The sequence below is a fragment of the Roseomonas aeriglobus genome (genome assembly GCA_016937575.1).
Lineage (GTDB): Bacteria > Pseudomonadota > Alphaproteobacteria > Sphingomonadales > Sphingomonadaceae > Sphingomonas > Sphingomonas aerigloba.
The window spans coordinates 992,236-1,012,884 of record JAFHKN010000002.1 but is presented as its reverse complement, the minus strand read 5'-3'; the positions used below and the strand labels follow the sequence as shown (position 1 = coordinate 1,012,884).

The window sequence follows — 20,649 nt, the reverse complement described above, 5'->3', positions numbered from 1 at the left end:
GAGCCCGCAGGGCACACCAGAATATCTTTTTCCTTCTCGATGAACCCCGCCCCGATCCACCCGTTACGCGCCCGATGACCATCCGCATCCACGCCGCTTTCACCTATGACTTCGCCGAGCCGACCGACGTCCTCCTGCAGGTCGAGGCGGCGACGATCCCCGAACAGACCATCGTCGAGGCGCATCTGGATGTGTCCCGCAGCGATCATTTCGCACGCGTGCCCGCGCAGGATGCGATCGGCGAGCGGATCTGGCTGCGCGTCAGCGGGCGGATGGCGGTCGATTACCGCGCGACCGTGAGGGTCGAACGGATGCTGGCCGACATCGCCACGCTGCCCGCCGTGCCGTTCCACAAGCTGCCGGGGGAAACGGTCCAGTATCTGATGGCGTCGCGCTACTGCCCGTCGGACCTGTTCGAGGAGTTCGTAACGGCCGAATTCGACGCATTGAGTGGCGGGGCGAAGATCGCGGCGATGCGCGACTGGATCGAACAAAGCTTCACTTACAGGGCTGGCACCAGCACTTCGGCGACGACGGCACTGGAAAGCTTCGTACAGCGTCAGGGCGTGTGTCGCGATTACGCCCACGTCCTGATCACTCTCGCCCGCGCTGCCGGCATCCCCGCGCGGATCGCCAGCGTCTATGCGCTAGGCGTCGACCCGCAGGATTTCCACGCGGTGGCGGAAGTGTTCCTGGATGGCGCCTGGCATCTGGTCGACCCGACCGGCATGGCGGTGGCTGCCGAGATGGCCAAGATCGGCGTCGGCCGCGACGCGGCGGACGTGTCGTTCCTGACCAGCTATGGCAACGCGATGTTCTGCGAACAGCGGGTGCAGGTGTCGGCCGGGTAATCGCCGTGCGCCCGCGCAGGCGGGAGCCGAGGGTTATGGGCCCGCTCGCTTGAGGCTGTCTTCCGCCTGCGCCGGGGCGCCAATCGCCTGGCTTTCCCGTTCCAGCAATGCCCGTTTGCGCTCTGGCCCATAAGCATAGCCGCCCAGGTCGCCGCCCGACCGCGTGACCCGGTGGCAGGGGATCAGCACCGCAACGCTGTTCGCTCCACACGCGCTCCCGACGGCGCGTACCGCGCCGGGGTACCCGGCCGCCGCCGCGATTTGGGCATAGCTGCGCGTCTCGCCCTTCGGGATTGCGCACAGCGCTTGCCACACAGCCTCTTGGAACGCAGTACCCTGGACGTCGAGCGGCAGGTCTGTGTGGCGCCCGGGGCTCTCGACCTCGACCACGACTTGCGTGGCGAGCGTTTCGAGCGCCGCCCCGCCCTTCACAATTTCGGCCTTGGGGAAGCGCGCCGCGAGATGCGTCCAGTCCTCGTCGAACGCGACGCGGCACAACCCCTTGTCGGTCGCGGCGATCAGAAGTGCACCCAGGCTGGTCGCGGCGACCGTCCAGCGGATGGTCACACCTGCCCCACCGCCTTTCCAAGCCGATGGCGTCATTCCGAGCCGGTCGGCGGCCGTGGCATAGAAACGGCTCGGCGCGGCATAGCCGGCATCGTAGATGGCGGCAGTGACGCTCTCGTCACGCGCCAGCGCATCGGCAACGCGGCGGGCCTTCAGCGCGCGGGCATAGCCGGCCGGCGTCACGCCGGTCGCGCGTCTGAACAGGCGGTGGAAGTGATGTGGCGTATAGCCGACCTGCGTCGCGAGATCGTCGAGCGCGATCGCCTCCTCCGCCGCCTCGATCAACGCGACCGCGCGGGCGACGGCTTCGGCATCGCGCCCGACGGTATCCGGCGTGCAGCGCCGGCAAGCGCGAAACCCGGCGGCACGTGCGGTGGCCGGATTGGCGAAGAAGCGGACGTTTTCGCGCAGAGGCCGCCGCGCAGGGCAGGACGGCTTGCAGTAGATGCCGGTCGTCACGACCGCGACGATCAGCCGCCCGTCCATCCGGCGGTCACGGGCCTCGAACGCGGCCCAGGCTATCGTCTCGTCGATCGTCATGCGGGCGGTATAGCGCGGGGCGGCGGCTGGCGCCTCCCGCCGCTTGCGATCAAATCAGCGCGGCAACGTGCGCCCCTCGCGCCCGGCGAGCTCGACGACATATTGCCACGCGACGCGGCCCGACCGGCTGCCGCGCCGGGTCGCCCAGGTGATCGCGTCCTGCGGATCGAACGCCAGGCCATAGGCGTGCGCATAGCCGGCGACGATCGCAACATAAGTGTCCTGGTCGATCGCGTGGAAGCCAAGGCTGAGACCGAAGCGGTCGGCCAGCGCCAGCGCGTCATCGACCACGTCGCGCGGGTTGATCGCACTGTCCTGTTCGGCGAGGTCGCGCGCGACGAGGTGGCGGCGGTTCGAGGTCACCAGCAGCCGGACGGTCGCCGGCCGCGCCTCCGCCCCGCCCTCGAGCAACGACCGCAGCGTGCGCGCTTCGTCCGGCGAGGAGAAGCCGAGATCATCGACGAAGACCGCGAACGGCCGTGTGCTCGTCGCCAGACGCGCGAAGAGCAGCGGCAGGCTGTCTAGGCTGTGCGTCGCGACCTCGACCAACGCGACGCTCGCCGCCGATGCCGCCGCGGCGACGAGCGCCGACTTGCCGGTGCCGCGCGCGCCCCACAGCAGCACGTCATGCGCCGCATGACCGGATGCAAGCCGCCGGAGATTGTCGACCAGCGCCGCCTTCTGCTGGTCGACCCCGGTCAGCGTATCGAGCGGCAGTGGCGCGAAGCTGCGCGCAGCGACGAGCGCGCAGCCGTCCCATAGATAAGCGGGATGCGCGGACAGGTCGGCGTCGGGCCGGGGCGGCGGGGCCAGGCGTTCCAGGGCAGCGGCAATCCGGTCGAGGGCGTCGGTCATCGCGCGCCCTTAGCCGCTTATCCGCCGAGTTGCGACAGGTGCCAGCGGACCTGGCGGTTGTCGGGCGCGAGCAACGCGGCCTTGTGCAGAAGCTGTCGCGCGCCGTCCCGATCGCCGGCCCGCAGCAGCGCCCAGCCATAGGCGTCGCACGCCGGCGCGCTCGACGGGGCGAGGCGATAGGCGGCGGCACCGGCCGAGACGGCGGGTTGGCCCTGTTCGGCGAGCGCCAGCGCCGTCAGCACCGCGGCGTCACCGTTACGCGCCATGACCCGCAGGCGTTCGAGCGGTGCGCGCGCGGCAGCGGCATCGTCGGCCCGAAGGGCAGCGAGACGCCACAGGATCGGGTCGACCGGATTGGCGGCCCGATAGCGCGCGACGAGATCGGTATTGCCGATGAGCGGCACGATCCGCAGCAATGTCGGCCCGTCGAACCGGAGCGTCGCCGCGCGGCGATAGGCGGTCTGCGCATCGGTCGGGCGTCCGGTGAGGAAAAGCGTGTCGCCATAGGCGAGCCACGCCGCCGGCACGGTCGGCCGCGCGCGGGCGATCTGTGCAGCGGCGTCGATCGCCGCCGCGCCCTGGCCGTCGTCGAGCAGCGCGCGGATCAGCGGGACGGTCGTCCCGAGATCGCCCGTGCGCGCAAAGGATGCTGCGACCGCGACGCTGTCCTCCGCTGCGAACTGGCGCGCGGGTCCGGGTGCGAGCGCGGCGGCGCGATCGAGCAGGCCAGCGGCCTCCACCCGGTTGCCCTGCCGTTCGAAAGCGCGCGCGGCGAGGGTCAGCGTGTAGCTATCCGCATCGCTACGCAGCGCGATCGGGCGAAGGACCGTCAGCGCCTCCGGCACCGAGTCGAGCCGCAGCAGCGCGACCGCCAGCAACTGGCGCGCGCGCAGGTTCATGGGTTGCAGCCCGACGAGGTTGCGCAGCGTCGCCACCGCCTGTTCATAATCGCCGGCGTCGATATCGAGCGTAGCGCCGAGCAGCAGTGCCCCCGGCGTTCGCTCGAACCCGCCGGTCACGCGGTCGAACAGGTCACGCGCAAGCGCGAGCTTGCCGGTTCGAGCGGCCAGCGTGGCAAGCAGGTAGAAGGCCTGGGCATCGCCCGGACGCATCGCCAGCGCCTGGCGGGTGGCGGCCAGCATCGCCCTGCCCTGCCCCAGGTCGCCCAGCGTGGCCGCATGGTCGATCAGTGCGGCATAGCTGTTCGGATCTCGCGCCAGCGCGCGCCGTTGCCATGACAGCCCGGCCGCCGGGCCGGTCCTTGCGCGTGCTACCCGCGCGCGGATCAGCAGTGCATCTATGCTTGCAGGGTCGAGCGACACCGCCTGTTCCGCCGCGGCGGCAGCGTTGCCGATATCGCCGTGCGCCAGATTGAAGCGCGCGATGTCGGTCAACAGCACCGGATCGTCGGGAGTTTCGGTGAGGGCGCGTGTCCACAGCGCCTGCGCGGCGAGGACGTCACCGGTGGCGGCCAGAGCACGCGCCTCGATCCGGCGGCCGTAGGCGCGGTCTGGGTCGGAAACGCTCCGCGCGAGGGCGAGCGCGCCGGCGGCGTCGTTCTGGAGCAGCTTCGCATGCGCCGCCATCGCCCGGGTCGTCGCGTGCGGGGCACCGGCATCGACCGCGCGACCGACTTCTGCCTCCGCAGTCAGCCCGTCACCCTCCGCCAGCGCACCGCGGGCCGCCGCGAGATGGGCTGCGGCCAGGGCGGGGTCTGCCGCCACCGCCTGCTTGGCGAGCGCGCGCGCGCGCGACACATGGCCCGCACGCATCGCCGCATCGCTTTCGATGACCAGCGCTGCGGCATCGCCCGCGACCGGCTCCGGCCGCAGGATCGACCACGCGACGATGCCGGCGCCGAGCAGCAGGACGATCGCGGCAACCACTCGCACCGTCCGCACGCGCCGCCCTGCGACAGCCCCCGATCGAGAGCGCCGCCGCCTACGGCTGGAGGTCATAGGCGCGCATCAGGTCGTACAGCGTAGGCCGGCTGATCCCGAGCAGCCGCGCGGTCCCGGAGATGTTGCCGTCGCTGCGTGCCAGTGCGTGGCGGATCGCCTTGCGGTCGGCCTGTTCGCGGACGTGTCGCAGATTGATCGCATGCGCGTCGTCGCGATCGCCGAGGTCGAGATCGGCGGCGGTAATCTTCGCCCCTTCCGCCATGATCACCGCGCGCTTCACGCGGTTCTCGAGCTCGCGGACATTGCCGGGCCAGGGGTGCGCATCGATCGCCGCCAGCGCGTCGGCGGCCAGCGCGGTCGCACCCGACTTCATCTGCGCGGCATAGCGTTTGACGAAGGCCTTGGCGAGCAACGCAGCATCGCCCGGCCGCTCCGCGAGCGAAGGGATACGCACCACGATTTCGGCGAGCCGGTAATAGAGGTCTTCGCGGAACGACTGGGCGGCCACCATCGTATCGATGTCGCGGTGCGTCGCGCAGACGATGCGAACGTCGACCGGGATCGCCTTGCGCCCGCCGATCCGCTCGATCACGCGTTCCTGCAGGAAGCGCAGCAGCTTGACCTGGAGCGGCAGCGGCACATCGCCGATTTCGTCCAGGAAGAGCGTCCCGCCGTGGGCCTGTTCGATCTTGCCCTCGGTCGTCTTCACCGCACCGGTAAACGCGCCTTTCTCATGGCCGAACAGCTCGCTTTCCAGCAGTGTCTCGGGGATCGCCGCGCAGTTGATCGCGACGAACGCCCCCTTTCGCTCGCTCGATTCGTGGAGACCGCGGGCAAGCAATTCCTTGCCGGTGCCCGAGGCTCCGAGCAGCATCACCGATACGTCGGCGGAGGCCACGCGTTCGATAGTGCGGGTGACCTTCAGCATTTCCGGGCTGGCAGTGATCATGCCGCCCAGCACCGTGGTGCCCCCGCGCGCCGCCGCCGCCGCCAGCCGGCGGTTCTCCGCCTCCAACGCATGAACGTGGAACGCCCGCGCGACGATCAGGCCCAGCGCATCGATATCGATCGGTTTGGCGTAGAAATCCCACGCCCCTTCCCCGATCGCGCGCAACGCGCTTTCCTGCGCCCCGTGGCCCGACGCGACGATAACCTTCAGGTCGGGCTTCAAGGCCAGCATCTCCGCCAGCGTGGCAAAGCCCTCAGTCGTGCCATCGGGATCGGGCGGCAGGCCCAGGTCGAGCGTGACCACGGCCGGCTCTTCGGCCCGCAACAGCGTCAACGCCTCGTCCCGGGTCGACGCGACAAGCACACGATAGCCGTCATAGGCCCAGCGCAGCTGGCGCTGGAGCGCGGCATCGTCCTCGACGATCAGAAGCACTTTGTCGGTCATGCGGCGATCTCGATAGGCGGTACGTCGACGGCGGCGGGCGTGGCGACTGGCAGGAGGATGCGAAAGGTCGACCCCTGGCCTTCCTGGCTGGTGACCGAAATCACCCCGCCCATGCTTTCGGCAAGCTGCCGCGCCTCGAACGCGCCGATGCCGAAGCCATCGGGCTTCGACGAAGCGAATGGACGGAACAGTCGGTCGCGGATGAAGGCCGGCGACATGCCGCAACCGCGGTCGACCACCGCGATGACGGCTTGGCCACCCGCGGACGACACGATCAGGCTGACCGGCTCGGCGGGCGGGCTCGCTTCAATCGCATTGCTCAGCAGATGGCCGACGATCTGTTCAAGCCGCGCGGGATCGGCCAGCGCGATCGCCAGAGGGTCACCGGTCGCGACGACCGGGTGCCCGGCGCGGCGGGTGGCGACGATGCGCTGGGCGAAGTCGAGCAGCGGCACCGCGACCGGTGGTTCGGGACGGCCGCGCGGCCCCATCGACAGGCGGCCGAGCAGCATGTTCAGCTTGGCCGCCGAATCCTGAAGCGTCGCCACCATGTCGGCGCGGAAGGCCGGATTGTCGGCATGGCGTTCGGCATTGCGCGCGACGAGGCTCAGCCCGCTGACCAGATTCTTGATGTCATGGACGATGAAGGCGGTGCGGCGGTTGAATTCGTCGAACCGCTGGGTATCGGCCAGCGCTTCCTGCGCTCGCGCCTCCGCCAGATAACTCGCGACACCGCGTCCGGCGACCCGCAACAGGTCGAAATCCTCCCAGTCGAGCGCGCGGTCGACACTCGGGCGGCCAAGCAGGACCACCCCGGTCAGCTGTCCGCGATGAAGCATCGGCACTGCCGCCCAGATATCGACGTCGTCGAGCATCCACTGCGGCACGCACGCCAGCTCCGCCGGGTCGGCAGCATCGCTGCGCAGCTCGTCGAACGCCAGGATGCGCTCGTTACCGGTCAGGTATCGCACGAAGCCGGCGTCCGCAGTGCCGCCCGCCACATCGGTATTCCACCGCACGCCGACGCCCAGCCCGTCGCCCTCGGGAACGAGCAACAGCCCGCGGTCGGACATCGTCAGATCGGCGACAGCCTTCACGATGCGCTCGCCAAGCGGCTGGTCGCCCTTCGACGCACCCAGCGTGCCCGTAAAGCGCAGCCATTCGGTGCGATAGTCGTAGCGGTGGGTGAACAGATGCTTGGCGATCTTGACCTTCACCCAGGCGCGCAACCAGGACGACGACATGAGCGTGACGGCTGCCACGGTCACGCCCAGCACGAACGCCGTCTGAAAGATTCGCGCATAGTCGCCGGTCACCGACAGCGCGCTCGTGCCGGCCGCCAGCACGGCGAAATAGGCAGCGACCGCGACCAGCGACAGCGACTGATAGGCGACCGTGCGCGACACCGCGACGGGCCGCTGCGCGCCCGTCCGCAGGGCGATGCCGGCGACAGCGGCCGACAGCGCCAGCAGGATGCCGCGTATAGCATAGATCGACAGCGATCCGCCGCCCGAAAGATAGAACACCGCGCTCGTCGCCAGCTCGCCACCCCAGGCAATGCCGAAGGACAGGCATAGCAGGCGCACCGGGCCATCCGACCTCGCCATCGCCAGATTGTTGACGAGCACCAGCGCCGATACCGCAATCAGCATCCGCAGCAGGGTCGCCACCGGCAGGATGCCGGACCGGACCAGCACATTCGGTGGCAGGCTGAGCGCGACCATCTGCAGGATGGTGGACACCAGGATGACGGTCGCGACGACGCCGTAGACGGGGATCAGGCCCAGCGGTTGAGCCGCGGCCCGGCGGTGCAGCATCGCCATGACGCCCAGCATCGCCAGCATGAACAGACCGCCCATCAGGCGGGGCGCCGGATCATGCCCGCCCAGACCGGCGTAGGCCAGCGCCCACGCCGCAGCCAATGCCAGGACGACCGCCAGCGGGCGGCGGGGCAGGCCTGGCCCGTCGCTTCGCACCGCCCGCAGAGAGACTGCCGCCAACAGCAGCGCGGCCAGCGCGTGGCTCCAGAGGATCAGCTGTTCCATCGCGACCCTACGCCGATACTCAGCGCGCGCCCGCCGGCCACAGAATGACGCGCATGGTCTGCAACAGGATCAGCAGGTCGAGAAACGGCGAATAATTCTTGGCGTAATAGAGGTCGTATTCCAGCTTCTGCCGGCTGTCCTCGATCGAGGCGCCATAGGGATAGTTGATCTGCGCCCAGCCGGTGATGCCCGGCTTCACCATGTGCCGCTCGGCATAATAAGGCAGCTTCGTCTCAAGATCCTCGACGAACTGCGGTCGTTCGGGACGCGGGCCGACGAAGCTCATCTCGCCCTTCAGCACCGACCAGCATTGCGGCAGCTCGTCGATCCGCAGCTTGCGAATGATGCGGCCGATGCGGGTGATGCGCGGGTCGTCCTTCTCGGCCCAGACAGCCACGCCCGCGACCTCGGCGTCAGTGCGCATCGAGCGCAGCTTTATGCAATCAAACGTCTCGCCGTACAGACCCACGCGGCGCTGCCGGTAGAAGGCCGGTCCCTTGCTCTCCAGCTTGATGGCGAGCGCCGTCGCCAGCACCAGCGGCAGGGTCAGCACCAGCAGGATCAGGCTGGCGGCGATATCGAACAGCCGCTTGAATACGCCCGACAGCATCCGCCCCGACGAAAAGCCGTCGGAGAAGATCAGCCACGACGGATTGACGCTGTCGAGGTCGACACGCCCCGTCTCGCGCTCGAGGAAGGTCGAGGTGTCGTTGACGTGGACGCCGGTCGTCTTGATCCGCAGCAGATCCTTCAGCGGCAGCGAATTGCGCCGCTCCTCCAGCGCGAGGACGACTTCGCTGGCGTTGAGCAGGACGACATGGTCGGCGAGATTATAGATCGCATCGCGCGCGATCGCTTCGGGGATCACGCGATTGGTCTCGCTCATCGACACATAGCCGACCACCGCGAAGCCCGCGCCCGGACGCCGCGACAGCTGGCGCAATCGCTCCGCCCGCGGGCCCGCGCCGAGCACGACGACGCGACGCTTGAAGGCCTGGCTGCCGAGCGTCTTGCCGAGCAGCAGGCGCAGCAGCAGCAGGCCGACGATGGTGATCGCCATCGCGTAAATCAGGTTCGACCGCCACAGGCTGAGAGCCGGAAAGATGAAGAACACCGCCGACAACGCCAATACGCCGAGCGCAATGCCGACGATCAGCCGAACCGCGGCGAAACGGATCGATTGCAGAGATTCCGCGGAATAGACGCCGACGCCGACCAGGGCGATCTCGATCGCCACGGCATAGGTCGCGAGTTGCGGCAACCGCGTGTGGATCGGCTCGATCGCCATGCCGATCTGGCCGGCACGGATCGCCCAGCCGCCCTCTGCCGCGATCATTAGCAGGATGACGTCGAGCAGGCCCAGCAGCAGCACGGCGTTGGGCACATAATGCTTGAACAGGCGGATCATGGGGCCACCGCTCCAGCGAGATAGGGTGTAAAGCGTACCGACACGCCCCTCATGTCGCGCAAAATGGCGAAGATTTTCTGAACGCACGGAAATCTCAGGCGCATCGCGCGTTGTTACGCTTGGGCAACTATGTCTACAGCATAAATTAAGCAGGGAGTTTCCAGCGACCATGTCAGCCGCGCCGTCGATCGTGCCCGTTATCCTGTCCGGCGGATCCGGCACCCGGCTGTGGCCTATGTCGCGGACGGAGCGGCCCAAGCAGTTTCTCGCGCTGACGTCGGACGAGACGATGCTGCAGCTGACCGCGCGTCGAACGCCGGGCGAGGCCGGCTACGCCGCACCGATCATCGTCGGCAACGCCGCACACGCCGACGAGGTGGAGGCGCAGCTAAACGCGATCGGCGTCGGACCGGCAGCCGTGATCCTGGAGCCGACGGGACGCAACACCGCGCCCGCCATCGCGCTCGCTGCCATCGCTGCGGGCGCGGGCGATCAGCCCCTGCTCGTCATGCCGTCCGATCATGTCATCACCGACGTTCCCGCTTTCCACGCCGCGATCGCCGCGGCGCTGCCGATGGTCGAGGACGGATGGCTCGTTACCTTCGGCATCACGCCCGATGCGCCCGAGACGGGCTATGGCTGGATCAAGGTCGGCGAGCAACTGGCAGACCGCGTCCACCGCGTCGACCGCTTCATCGAAAAGCCACCCCTGCCCGCGGCGCAGGCGATGCTCGACGAAGGCGGTCATGCCTGGAACGGCGGCATCTTCCTGTTTCGCGCCGACCGCTATCTCGAAGTGCTCGGCCGGGAAGCGCCGGAGATGGTCGTCGCGGCGCAGGCGTCGATGGACAAGGCCCGCCGCGACGGGCTGCGCATCTGGCCGGACGCCGACGCCTTTGCCGCCTCGCCCTCCGACTCGATCGACTATGCCGTGATGGAAAAGGCGAACCGCGTGGCGGTCGTGCCCGTCGCGATGGGGTGGAGCGATCTCGGCAGCTGGGATGCGCTGGACGCGATCACCGACAATGACGCAGGCGGCAATACCCATGCCGGCGAAGTGATCGCGGTCGATACGCGCAACTGCTTCGTCCGCGCCGATGGCGTTCGCGTCGCACTGGTCGGGGTCGAGGACCTGATCGTCGTCGCCAGCGGCAGCGATGTGCTGATCCTGCCCAAGGGGCGCAGCCAGGAGGTGAAGAAGATTATCGAGGCGATGAAGGCCAAGGACTGATGGTCGGGCGGGTCAGGCGCAAGGCCGGGCTCGCGCAAGCCGAGGCGCGGCGGGACACCGCGCCCCCCGAAGTCTGTGCGCTGTGCGGCCGCCCGCTCGGCCGGCGTGTCGAATGGCACCATGTCGTGCCCAAGAGCGAGGGTGGGCGGGAGACGGTGCCCGTCCATCCGATTTGCCACCGCATCATCCATGCGAGCGCGTCGAACGCCGATCTCGCCCGTCTTTATCCCACGCTTGATGCGCTTCGGGCACGGGAGGACATCGCCCGCTTCCTGCGCTGGATCGCCGACAAGGCACCCGATTTCCACGCGCCGACCCGTCGCCGCGCCGAATGAGTCGGGACGAGTCCTTCGTGCGACGAAGCGAACCGGGTCACTCTTCCGCCATGGTCGGCCATCCGGCATTATCCCCGTCGGCGTGCCGTCGCGAGCCGCGATGCCGATCGCGCCGTTAACGCTCTTTCGTGGTAAATCGCCTTTTCATCACGATTTTTGCGCTTCATATACCGGCCTGACGCGCTTGCAGGGGGCAGCGTGGCGAAAGGTTCGACGACGACGTGACGGCACCGTTCCGCTATCCCCGGTTCTTCGTGACGAGCCCGTCGCCGTGCCCGTATCTGCCCGGTCGCGAGGAGCGGAAGGTCTTTACCGAGCTGAACGGCCAGCATGCCGGCGAATTGAACGACGCGTTGGGTCGCATCGGGTTTCGTCGCAGCCAGTCGGTTGCCTATCGTCCGTCGTGCGTCGGCTGTTCGGCTTGCGTTTCGGTCCGCGTCGTCGCGGCCGAATTCCGGCCGAACAAGACCCAGCGCAAACTGATCGCGCGGCACAGCGATCTGGAAGTCCACGCCTGCCGTCCCTGGGCGACCGACGAGCAGTTCCAGCTGCTACGCGGCTATCTGCGCGCGCGCCATCCCGGCGGCGGCATGACGCTGATGGACGAAGGCGACTATTCCGACATGGTCGAGCAGAGCCCGGTCAACAGTTTCGTCGTCGAATATCGCGAACCGACGATCGACGGAAAGCGCGGGCGGCTGGTCGGCGCCTGCATTACCGACCAGCAGGCCGACGGTCTGTCGATGATCTACAGCTTCTTCGATACCGAGGACGAGACCCGCCCGGGTCTGGGCAACTACATCATCATGGACCACATCCTGCGGGCACATGCCGCGGGCCTGGGCTATGTCTATCTCGGCTATTGGGTGAAGGGTTCGCAGCGCATGGCGTACAAGACGCGCTACCGCCCGATCGAGGTGCTGGGCCCGGACGGCTGGGCCGCCTTCGATCCCGATGCGGACGAGGCGCCGCTCCACGCCCCGCGCGTCCGGGCCTTTGCGTAGGGGCTTCTAAAGCCCCCGTATTGGCGGTGAGGGTGTCTAGGGGCGTGCCTCGGGGCGCGAGTGCTTCGGCACGTCCAGCGTTGGTTCGATCGAAGCCTGGCCCCGTTCATCTCCTCACGCCCGCCCGCAACCGGGGGGGGCGAGAGGTCGTCAGGCGTCCCCCGCCAGCGCCTCGACCTGGACATCGACGTCGAGCCGCTCGGCGCCCCGTCCCATCCGCATCCCCGCAACCGGCGCCGCCCCGCCGGAATCGAGCGCGACCGCGACGCGGATGTAGCTGGCATCCGCCGAAAGCCCGCGCGACGGATCGAAGGCGATCCAGCCGAGATCGTCGACATGCGCCTCCGCCCAGGCGTGCGGGGCGTGCCCTTCGCCGTCATCGCGGGTGTGATAGCCGGAGACATAGCGCGCCGGCACGCCTTCGCCGCGAAGCAAGGCGATGAACATATGCGCGAAATCGCGCGGTGCAGCGTGATCGCTCTGAAAGGCGGCTTCGGCGGTCAGGCCGGCGTCGCTCGCCTCCTCCTGCACCGCGAAGCGCGCATGGAGCGCCCCGTTGAGGGCGTGAAGCCGCGCGATGCGATCGCCGTCGGCCCCGTCGATGGCCGCAGCGAATTCACGCATGCCGTGCGACAGCCCGGTGCGATCGGTCATCCGCAGGAACAGCGCAGGCGGCAGCGGCTCGACGACGCCGCGGACCAGTCCCGCGTCACCGGCCGTCAACACTTCGCCCGAAACGGTGATCTCGATCCCCTCGATCGGCCCTTCGGCATAGAGCATCGTCACGCGGTTGCCGAAACCGTCGCGCGCATCGCGCAGACGCGCGTCGCAATCGACCCCGATGTGCCAGTTCACGACCGTCTGATCCGCCGAATCCTGCGGGGTCAACCGCAGCATCTGGATCAGCCGGTCCTGCGGGCTGGTGAAGCGATACCGGGTGCGATGATCGACCGAGACGCGCATCAGCCGAACCGAAACTGTTTGGCGATCGCCATGTGGAGGAGCTCGTTCTCGCGAATGAAGGCGGTCAGATATTGGTGCAGCCCACTGACGATGACATCGTGCGAACGGGTGCGCTGCATCGCCGACAGCCGGGCCCGCGCCATCCGGTCGGCCTCCCCCTGCAAACCGGTGCGCTTGCCGAGCAGCGTCAGCACTTCGACCGTCTCCTCCACACACCCCGCAAGGCTGCGCGGCAGTTCGAACCGGGTCGTCAGCAGGTCGATGACCAGATGCGGTTTCAGCCCTTCGTCGTACAACCAGCGATAGGCGGTGACGGCCGACACGGTCTGAAGCAACGTCGTCCACTGGTCGCGATCGACGACGCCGTAGACCGTTTCCCCTTCGGGCAGCAGCAGATGATATTTCACGTCGAGCAGCCGCGCGGTGTTGTCCGCCCGCTCGATCGCGGCGCCCAGGCGGATGAACCAGGTCGCCTGGTTGCGCATCATCCAGTGGATGGCGCCTTCGAACCCGCGCGTTTCCGCCTTGACCGCCTCGACCAGCGCCAGCGGCTCCATGCGCGAGGCCGGGCGGCCGCGGCCGTTGAAGATCAGCCAGGCGCGGTTGATCGCGGTCCACGCATCGCGGGTCAGCGCCGTCCGCACCGCCTTCGCATTGTTGCGGGCCATATCGAGGCAGGCGGCGATCGACCCGGGGTTGGAGGTGTCGACGGTCAGGAAACGCGCGACCGGGCTCGCGGTGAAGCCGACGTTCGATGCGGCGAAGGCGTCGTCCGAATAGGTGACGCGCAGGGCCGAATGCCAGGCGGCTTCGCCGGCCGGGCGGGGGGAGAGCGCGTCGAGACGGATGGTGGCTTCGACGAGGCGCGCGGCGAAGTCGGCCCGTTCGACGTAGCGGCCGAGCCAGTAGAGCGACGATGCGGTGCGGGAGAGCATCATGCCGCAATTCCTCCCCGAGCTTGTCTCGGGGAGGGGGACCGCGCGCTCAGCGCGTGGTGGAGGGGCAAGCCCTTCCCTCGCTTGAACGGCCCAAGCCCCTCCACCAGCCTGCGGCTGGTCCCCCTCCCCGAGACAAGCTCGGGGAGGAATTTGTAGCGGGCCGCGCTCACTTGCCCGTCCCCTGCGACTGGCTCTGGCTTTGGCTCTGCTGCCGCGAAGCATCCCGCATCAGGACGAAACTGTCCTTCGTCCCCCCGCCCTGGCTGGAATTCACCACCAGCGAGCCTTCCTTCAGCGCCACGCGGGTCAGGCCGCCGGGGACGACCTTTACCCCATCGCTGCCGGTCAACACGAAGGGCCGGAAATCGACGTGGCGCGGGGCGAGTCCCTGGGCCGTGACGGTCGGGACGGTCGACAGCGCCAGCGTCGGCTGCGCGATATAGCGTTCGGGCGCGGCCATCAGTGCGGTGCGGAACGCTTCGATTTCTGCCTTCGACGCGGTCGGGCCGACGAGCATGCCGTAACCGCCCGATCCGTCGACCAGCTTCACGACCAGTTCGTCGAGGTGGTCGAGCACGTAGCGCAGCGCATCGGGCTCGCGACAGCGGAAGGTCTGGACGTTCGGCAGTTTGGCGTCCTGCCCCGAATAGAAACGAACGATTTCGGGCATGTAGCTATAGATCGCCTTGTCGTCGGCGATGCCGTTACCGGGTGCGTTGATGATCGCGACATTGCCCGCGCGATAGGCCGCGATCAGGCCCGGCACGCCGAGCAGTGAATCGGGTTTGAACACTAGAGGGTCGAGATAATCGTCGTCGATCCGGCGGTAGATCACATCGACCTTCACCCGCCCGCCGATCGTCCGCATCCAGACGATGTCATCGTCGACCAGCAGATCGGCCGCCTCGACCAGTTCGACGCCCATCGAATCGGCGAGGAAGCTGTGTTCGTAATAAGCCGAGTTGTAATGGCCCGGCGTCAGCACGACGCACACCGGACTCTGCCCCGCTCCGCGCGGCGCAACCGAACGCATCGTCGCGAGCAGCATGTCGGGATAGCTGTCGACCGCTGCGACACGGAATTCGCGGAACAACTCTGGACACAGCCGGATCATCGCCTCGCGATTTTCGAGCATGTACGACACGCCGGACGGCGTGCGCGCATTGTCTTCGAGCACGAAGAATTCGTCCGGTCCGGTCCGGACACAATCGATGCCGCAGATATGGGCCCAGACGTCGTGGGGCGGCCGAATGCCCGCGATTTCGGGGCGGAACTGCGGGTTCTGGAAAATGAGTTCGGGCGGAAGCACGCCCGCTTTCACGATTTCCTGCGCGCCATAGATATCGGTCAGAAACGCATTGATCGCTTCGACGCGTTGGATCAGGCCTTCGCTCAGCCGATCCCATTCGGGCGCGGTGAACACCCGCGGCACGATGTCGAACGGAATGATGCGTTCACCGGCATCGACGTCACCGTAAACGGCGAAGGTGATGCCGAGTTGGCGAAAAGTGACCTCCGCCGCTTCGAGCCGGCGATCGAACTCGGCGTGCGGTGTTTCATGAAGCCAACGGGCGAGTGCCGCGAATTCCGGTCGTGCCGCGCCCGGGCCGCCCTGTCCCCAAATCTCGTCGAACGCGCCCCCCGATATCATCGCAGAGCTAAAGTTTCGAAGCCGTCATAAGTTGCATGCTGCCTTGCCGTTTTGCGCTGCACAAGAGAAAATGTCGGCGTGCGAAACGGCAGCCCCGCCGCCCGCTAGCTGCTGTGATCGGCGATGATCTTCCAGCCGTCGGCTTCCTTTGCCAGCACCAGGCTGGTGTAGCCGCTCTCGGTCCTGCCGCCGGGATAGGTCAGCGTGAAACGACCGATGTACAGCGCGCTCGCCGGACCCAAGCGGCGGAAGTCGAGGCGATCGATCCTCAGCGTGCCTCGCTTAGCCGAGTCCGAAAAGTCATAATTCTTGCGGTAGCTGTCGATCATCGCCGCCTTGCCCCGCAGCAGGCCGCGACTGGTGACGAAGCTGGCGGTGGGCGCCGTCGAATAGACGCGCATGAACCGATCGACGTCGCCGGCGTTCCAGCCGGCGACGCTCTCCGCCATGACAGCGTCGATCGCGCGCTCTACCGGATCGGCGGCGATTGCCGGCGCCGCCGCCACCAGGGCGACGGCGGGGATCAGCAACGTGCGCATCAGTCGGCGTACTTGACCGAACAGCCATAGGGCCGCGTCTCGGGCATCGACACGGGCTTGCCGGCCTTCATCTCGCCCAGCGCCGCCAGCACGTGATTGCGCGCGCCCGCGATATCGGCGGCGTTGGCGGTCGGCTTGTCGTCGATCCCGCCCTGGTAGACGAGCTTGCCGGCGGGATCGACGATGTAGATATGCGGCGTCGTTTTCGCGCCATAGCCCTTGCCGACGACGCCCTTGGGGTCGAGCAGATACGCCGTCGGCACGGCCTTCGCCGACGTCACGAAGCCTTGCGCCTCGGCACCCGTCATATGCCCTTGCTTGCCCGGCGCGCCCGAATTGACGGTCAGCCACACCGCCCCGCCCGCCTTTGCGGCGGCCTGGGTCTTCTGCATGTTGCCGCTGTCATAGTGTTTCTTGACGAAGGGGCAGCCGGGGTTGTTCCATTCGATCACCACGGTCTTGCCGCGATAGTCGGACAGGCTGACGGTCTTGCCCGTCATGTCGGTAAGCTTGAAGTTGCCGGCCGGCGCGCCGGTGGTCTGCTGCGCCACGGCAGGTGCCGCGAGCACCAGGCCTGTAAGGATCATCGATCGAAGCATCGTCTCTCTCCTTCGTCACCCCCCGGCGCGAGTCGTCACCATGGCTTGTGTCAGAACCTGCGGCAAGACTTCGGGCTGCGAACTGCCACGTGGGAACCACAGATAGAGCGGCACACCCGCCCGGTTGTGGCGTTCGATGAAGCGGCCGAGCGCCGGATCGCCGTCCGTCCAATCGCCGACGAGCACGGCCACCTCGCCCTTGCGCAGCGCGTCCTGCACCGTTGCCGTCTCGATCACCGCTTTCTCGTTCACCTTGCACGTCACGCACCAGTCGGCGGTGAAATAGGCGAAGACCGGCTTGCCCTCTGCCTGCAGCGCAGCGAGGCGGCTTTCGGTGAACGGCTCCGCGCCCGCGACCTTGGCCGCAGCCTCGGCTGGAGCTCGCGTCACGACGGCGACCGCGCCAAGCGCGACCAGCCCCGCGAGGACACCCGGCACCCAGGCGCGTGTGCGTCCTTTCGCCTGCCGCGCCCCCGTCCACCACAGGCCAGCCGCGAACAGCAGCGCGGCAGCAAGGCCCAGTGTCATGCCGTCGACCCCGGCCTGTTTGCCCAGTACCCAGGCGAGCGCGAGGGCGGTGAGGAACATCGGCACGCTCAGGATGTGGCGGAACGTCTCCATCCACGCGCCGGGCTTGGGTAGCTTGCGGCGCAATGCAGGGACAAACCCCAGCGCCAGGAACGGCAGCGCAAGGCCGAGCCCAAGACCGCCGAATACCGCCAAAGCACCCCACCATGGCAGGATCAACGCCGTTCCCATCGCCGCGCCCATGAACGGCCCGGTGCACGGCGTCGCGACGAAGGCGGCAAGCGCGCCGGTGCCGAACGCCCCGCCCCAAAAGTTCCCGGAGCCGCCGCCCGCCGCCATGCGGTTGACCGCGCCTGGCGCCGACAGCTCGAACAGCCCGGCCAGGTTGAACGCGATCGCGGTGACCAGCAGCAGCAGGACCAGGATGACGCGCGGATCGGTCAGCTGAAACGCCCAGCCGACCGCCATGCCACCGGCTCGAAGCGCCAGCAGCACGCCGCCGAGCGCCAGGCACATCAGCACGACGCCCGCGGTATAGGCCAGCGCCTCCCCCTTCGCGCCCTCTCCGCCGGACTTGGCGAGGCTCAGCGCCTTCAGGCTCAGAATCGGGAAGACGCACGGCATGATATTGAGCAGCAACCCGCCGAGGATCGCCCCGCCCAGCGCGATCAGCAGCGTCGTCGCGGTCCCCCCGCCCCCACCGCTCGCAGCAATGGCACCGGGCGCGGCGGTCAGTCGGAAACCCTGCCCGTCGCCGACAGCGAGGACGCCATCCAGCGTCGCGGGCCGCCCGGCCTTGGCTACCGTTTCGACGACCAGGGTGTCGCCGTCGCGCGTCACCGTCTGCGGCTTGCCGTAATCGACGACGCCATCGGTCAGCGGGAAGAAATAGGCGTCGGTTGCAGGCGACGTGGCCGGATAGGGCACCGCGAGACGAAACTTGCCGCCCTCCACTGCATAGGTCGCTGGGCTGCCCAAGGGCTTGGGCATTGCGCGGCGCCAGCCATCGAAGCGCGCACGCGTCGCCGGATCCACCGCACCGTCGCCGACCGTCAGCTGCGTCGCCAATTCCGCACTTTCGGGGACGCAGATTTCGTTGGTGCAGACCAGATAGTCGAGCTTCACCTTGATCGGCAGGACCGTGCCGGCAGCCAGGCCGGCCGGCAGCTTCAGCCGCACGAACTGCGCGAAGGGGCCTTCATAGACGTAGTTCATCAGCCCGGCGATCAGCAGCCGATGCGGCACCGGGTATTCGATCGCCCCCGCCGTGACGCCAGCGGGAAGCGTCCACGTCGCCGATGTCTCGACACCCGCGTCGCCGGGATTTTTCCAATATCCGTGCCAGCCCGGCTGCGGCGTCGAAGCGAAGGCGAGCGTCACTTCGCCACCCGCACGCGGGGTCGGTGACTCGGCGACCAGATCGATCGCGATATGCCGTTCGCCCGGCGTCTGCGCGGAAACGGCGCAAGCCGTGAACACTGTCATCAGGACGAAAAGAACGAACCGCATGCGCTTCCCTTGCCGCCCCCGCGCCGCTGGAATAGCGAGGGGTGCAATCATCCTTGCCCGATCGGAGCGCCGTCGTGAAGCTTGCCCCCCTCGCCCTCCTGGCCATGCCCCTAAGTTTTCTTGGCGCTGCCGTACCCGGTATCGCGCAAGACGCCCCCGTTTCCGCACCGGCCACCGTCGGCATGCCCAAGACCGCGCCGAAGCTGGTCGTCGTCATTTCGGTCGACCAGTTTTCCGGCGACGTCTTCAACGAATACCGCCGCTACTTCACCGGCGGCCTTGCACGCTTGCAGGACGGGGTCGTCTTTCCGGCAGGCTACCAGAGCCATGCCGCGACGGAAACCTGCCCCGGCCATTCGACGATCACCACCGGCGTGCGCCCGGGCCGCACCGGCATCATCGCCAACGACTGGACCGACCTGAAGGCCGCGCGCGAGGACAAGACGATCTATTGCGCGGAGGACGAGAGCGTACCGGGTTCGAATTCGAACAAGTACACCGTGTCGGACAAGCATCTGCTGGTGCCGACGCTCGGCGAACGGATGAAGGCGGCGAACCCGGCGGTCCGTGCGGTGTCGGTCGCGGGCAAGGACCGCGCGGCGGTGATGACCGGCGGGCACAATCTCGACGAGATCTGGTGGTGGGACGGCGACAGGAACGCCTATGTCAGCTACGCCGGCCGCCGCGAACCCGGCGCCGTCACCCGCGCCAACACCGCAGTCGGCAGGATGATCGCGGCAGGCCAGCCCGCGCTGCAATTGCCCGACTATTGCCGGTCGCGCGACCATGCGGTGTCGATCGGCGGCGGCAAGACGGTCGGCACCGGCCGGTTCGAGCGCAAGCCGGGTGAAGCCGGCCGCGCATGGCGTGCCAACCCCGCCTTCGACGGCGCAACGCTCGCACTGGCCGCGGGACTGATCCAGGACATGAAGCTCGGCCAGGGCCCGTCGACCGACATCATCACCGTCGGCGCGTCGGCGACCGATTATGTCGGCCATACCTATGGCACCGGCGGCACCGAGATGTGCCTGAACCTCGCTTCGCTCGATCGTGATCTGGGCGATTTCTTCGCGACGCTCGACCGCACCGGTGTCGACTACGTCGTCGCGCTAACCGCGGACCATGGCGGGCTCGATCTGCCGGAGCGTCACCGCGAAGACGCCGTGCCGTCGGCGCAGCGGCTTGACCCGAATTTCACGCCGAAGAAAATTGGGGAGCAGATCGCGGCGAAGCTGGGGCTACAGGGCCAGCTGCTGTGGGGCGGCTCGATCGGCGATGTCTGGATCGACCCGAAGCTGTCGAAGGCCGACCACGACCGCGTGCTTGCCGAAGCGGTGAGGATAGCGAAGGCGCATCCGCAGGTCGAAACGGTCTTCACCGCCGCGCAGATCGCGGCGACGCCTCTGCCGACGACCCCGCCCGACGAATGGAGCCTGCTGGAACGTGCGCGTGTCAGCTATAACGCCCAGCGTTCGGGCGACTTCGTCGTCGTGCTGAAGCGCTTCGTGACGCCGATTCCCGATCCGACCAAGGGCTATGTCGCGACGCACGGCAGCTTTTGGAACTACGACCGCCGCGTGCCGATCCTGTTCTGGCGCAAGGGTATCGCGGGCTATGAGCAGCCCTTGGCGGTGGAAACGGTCGACATCGCGCCGACACTGGCCGCGCTGGTCGGCCTGCCGCTGAAGCCCGGTGAGGTCGACGGGCGGTGTCTCGATCTCGCGGCGGGGCCGACGGATACCTGTGCGACGCGGTAGACGACCGTCACGCCGCAGACGTCGATGAACGACCC

At 68.0% G+C, this 20,649-nt stretch carries 17 protein-coding genes; 5 read left to right on the top strand and 12 right to left on the bottom strand.

Annotated elements, in window-relative coordinates; translation table 11 throughout:
• Nucleotides 1–74: 74 nt before the first annotated feature.
• Nucleotides 75–851, top strand: a complete 777-nt coding sequence (locus JW805_05270; GenBank protein ID MBN2971427.1) for a transglutaminase family protein — start codon at nucleotides 75–77, stop codon at nucleotides 849–851.
• A gap of 33 nt (nucleotides 852–884) precedes the next feature.
• On the opposite strand, the gene ada is transcribed toward JW805_05270, so the two are convergent.
• The 6 genes from ada to JW805_05240 are packed head-to-tail and all read right to left on the bottom strand — an operon-like array spanning nucleotide 885 to nucleotide 9,560.
• The gene (ada, locus tag JW805_05265) at nucleotides 885–1,958 is read right to left on the bottom strand and encodes a bifunctional DNA-binding transcriptional regulator/O6-methylguanine-DNA methyltransferase Ada (protein MBN2971426.1); all 1,074 of its coding nucleotides are present in this window, start codon (nucleotides 1,956–1,958) and stop codon (nucleotides 885–887) included.
• A 54-nt stretch (nucleotides 1,959–2,012) separates the two neighbouring features.
• Nucleotides 2,013–2,813, bottom strand: coding sequence for a DUF815 domain-containing protein (locus JW805_05260; GenBank protein ID MBN2971425.1), 801 nt, complete (start codon nucleotides 2,811–2,813; stop codon nucleotides 2,013–2,015).
• Nucleotides 2,814–2,830: 17 nt separating this feature from the next.
• Entirely contained in the window at nucleotides 2,831–4,714 is a 1,884-nt protein-coding gene (locus JW805_05255) for a tetratricopeptide repeat protein (protein ID MBN2971424.1), read from the bottom strand.
• Between the two features lie 40 nt (nucleotides 4,715–4,754).
• The gene (gene prsR, locus JW805_05250; protein MBN2971423.1) at nucleotides 4,755–6,107 is read right to left on the bottom strand and encodes a PEP-CTERM-box response regulator transcription factor; all 1,353 of its coding nucleotides are present in this window, start codon (nucleotides 6,105–6,107) and stop codon (nucleotides 4,755–4,757) included.
• Nucleotides 6,104–8,152: a PEP-CTERM system histidine kinase PrsK gene (gene prsK, locus JW805_05245; GenBank protein ID MBN2971422.1), complete on the bottom strand. Its 2,049-nt coding sequence runs from the start codon at nucleotides 8,150–8,152 to the stop codon at nucleotides 6,104–6,106. The genes prsR and prsK overlap by 4 nt, the downstream gene beginning before the upstream one ends.
• A gap of 19 nt (nucleotides 8,153–8,171) precedes the next feature.
• Entirely contained in the window at nucleotides 8,172–9,560 is a 1,389-nt protein-coding gene (locus JW805_05240) for a TIGR03013 family PEP-CTERM/XrtA system glycosyltransferase (GenBank protein ID MBN2971421.1), read from the bottom strand.
• A 169-nt stretch (nucleotides 9,561–9,729) separates the two neighbouring features.
• Between JW805_05240 and JW805_05235 the strand changes: the two genes are divergently transcribed.
• From JW805_05235 to JW805_05225, 3 genes are all read left to right on the top strand, one after another.
• Nucleotides 9,730–10,791, top strand: coding sequence for a mannose-1-phosphate guanylyltransferase/mannose-6-phosphate isomerase (locus tag JW805_05235; GenBank protein MBN2971420.1), 1,062 nt, complete (start codon nucleotides 9,730–9,732; stop codon nucleotides 10,789–10,791).
• Between the two features lie 80 nt (nucleotides 10,792–10,871).
• On the top strand, nucleotides 10,872–11,126 hold the full coding sequence (locus JW805_05230; GenBank protein MBN2971419.1) for an HNH endonuclease: 255 nt from the start codon (nucleotides 10,872–10,874) through the stop codon (nucleotides 11,124–11,126).
• A gap of 221 nt (nucleotides 11,127–11,347) precedes the next feature.
• Entirely contained in the window at nucleotides 11,348–12,130 is a 783-nt protein-coding gene (locus JW805_05225) for an arginyltransferase (protein ID MBN2971418.1), read from the top strand.
• Between the two features lie 150 nt (nucleotides 12,131–12,280).
• On the opposite strand, the gene JW805_05220 is transcribed toward JW805_05225, so the two are convergent.
• The 6 genes from JW805_05220 to JW805_05195 all read right to left on the bottom strand — a co-directional run bounded on the left by JW805_05220 (nucleotide 12,281) and on the right by JW805_05195 (nucleotide 18,857).
• Nucleotides 12,281–13,093 (bottom strand): transglutaminase family protein, encoded by an 813-nt coding sequence (locus JW805_05220; GenBank protein ID MBN2971417.1) that lies wholly within the window; start codon nucleotides 13,091–13,093, stop codon nucleotides 12,281–12,283.
• Nucleotides 13,093–14,031, bottom strand: coding sequence for an alpha-E domain-containing protein (locus JW805_05215; protein MBN2971416.1), 939 nt, complete (start codon nucleotides 14,029–14,031; stop codon nucleotides 13,093–13,095). Before JW805_05215 ends, JW805_05220 begins: the two co-directional genes overlap by 1 nt.
• A gap of 166 nt (nucleotides 14,032–14,197) precedes the next feature.
• Nucleotides 14,198–15,682 carry a circularly permuted type 2 ATP-grasp protein gene (locus JW805_05210; GenBank protein MBN2971415.1) on the bottom strand — a complete coding sequence of 495 codons (1,485 nt, stop codon included), beginning with the start codon at nucleotides 15,680–15,682 and terminating at the stop codon, nucleotides 14,198–14,200.
• A gap of 104 nt (nucleotides 15,683–15,786) precedes the next feature.
• The gene (locus JW805_05205) at nucleotides 15,787–16,221 is read right to left on the bottom strand and encodes an SgcJ/EcaC family oxidoreductase (GenBank protein ID MBN2971414.1); all 435 of its coding nucleotides are present in this window, start codon (nucleotides 16,219–16,221) and stop codon (nucleotides 15,787–15,789) included.
• The gene (locus JW805_05200) at nucleotides 16,221–16,808 is read right to left on the bottom strand and encodes a thioredoxin family protein (GenBank protein MBN2971413.1); all 588 of its coding nucleotides are present in this window, start codon (nucleotides 16,806–16,808) and stop codon (nucleotides 16,221–16,223) included. The genes JW805_05205 and JW805_05200 overlap by 1 nt, the downstream gene beginning before the upstream one ends.
• 27 nt (nucleotides 16,809–16,835) lie before the next feature.
• Nucleotides 16,836–18,857 (bottom strand): thioredoxin family protein, encoded by a 2,022-nt coding sequence (locus tag JW805_05195; GenBank protein ID MBN2971412.1) that lies wholly within the window; start codon nucleotides 18,855–18,857, stop codon nucleotides 16,836–16,838.
• Between the two features lie 74 nt (nucleotides 18,858–18,931).
• Here JW805_05195 and JW805_05190 point away from each other — a divergent pair, with 74 nt between their 5' ends.
• The gene (locus JW805_05190; GenBank protein MBN2971411.1) at nucleotides 18,932–20,614 is read left to right on the top strand and encodes an alkaline phosphatase family protein; all 1,683 of its coding nucleotides are present in this window, start codon (nucleotides 18,932–18,934) and stop codon (nucleotides 20,612–20,614) included.
• Nucleotides 20,615–20,649: the final 35 nt, after the last annotated feature.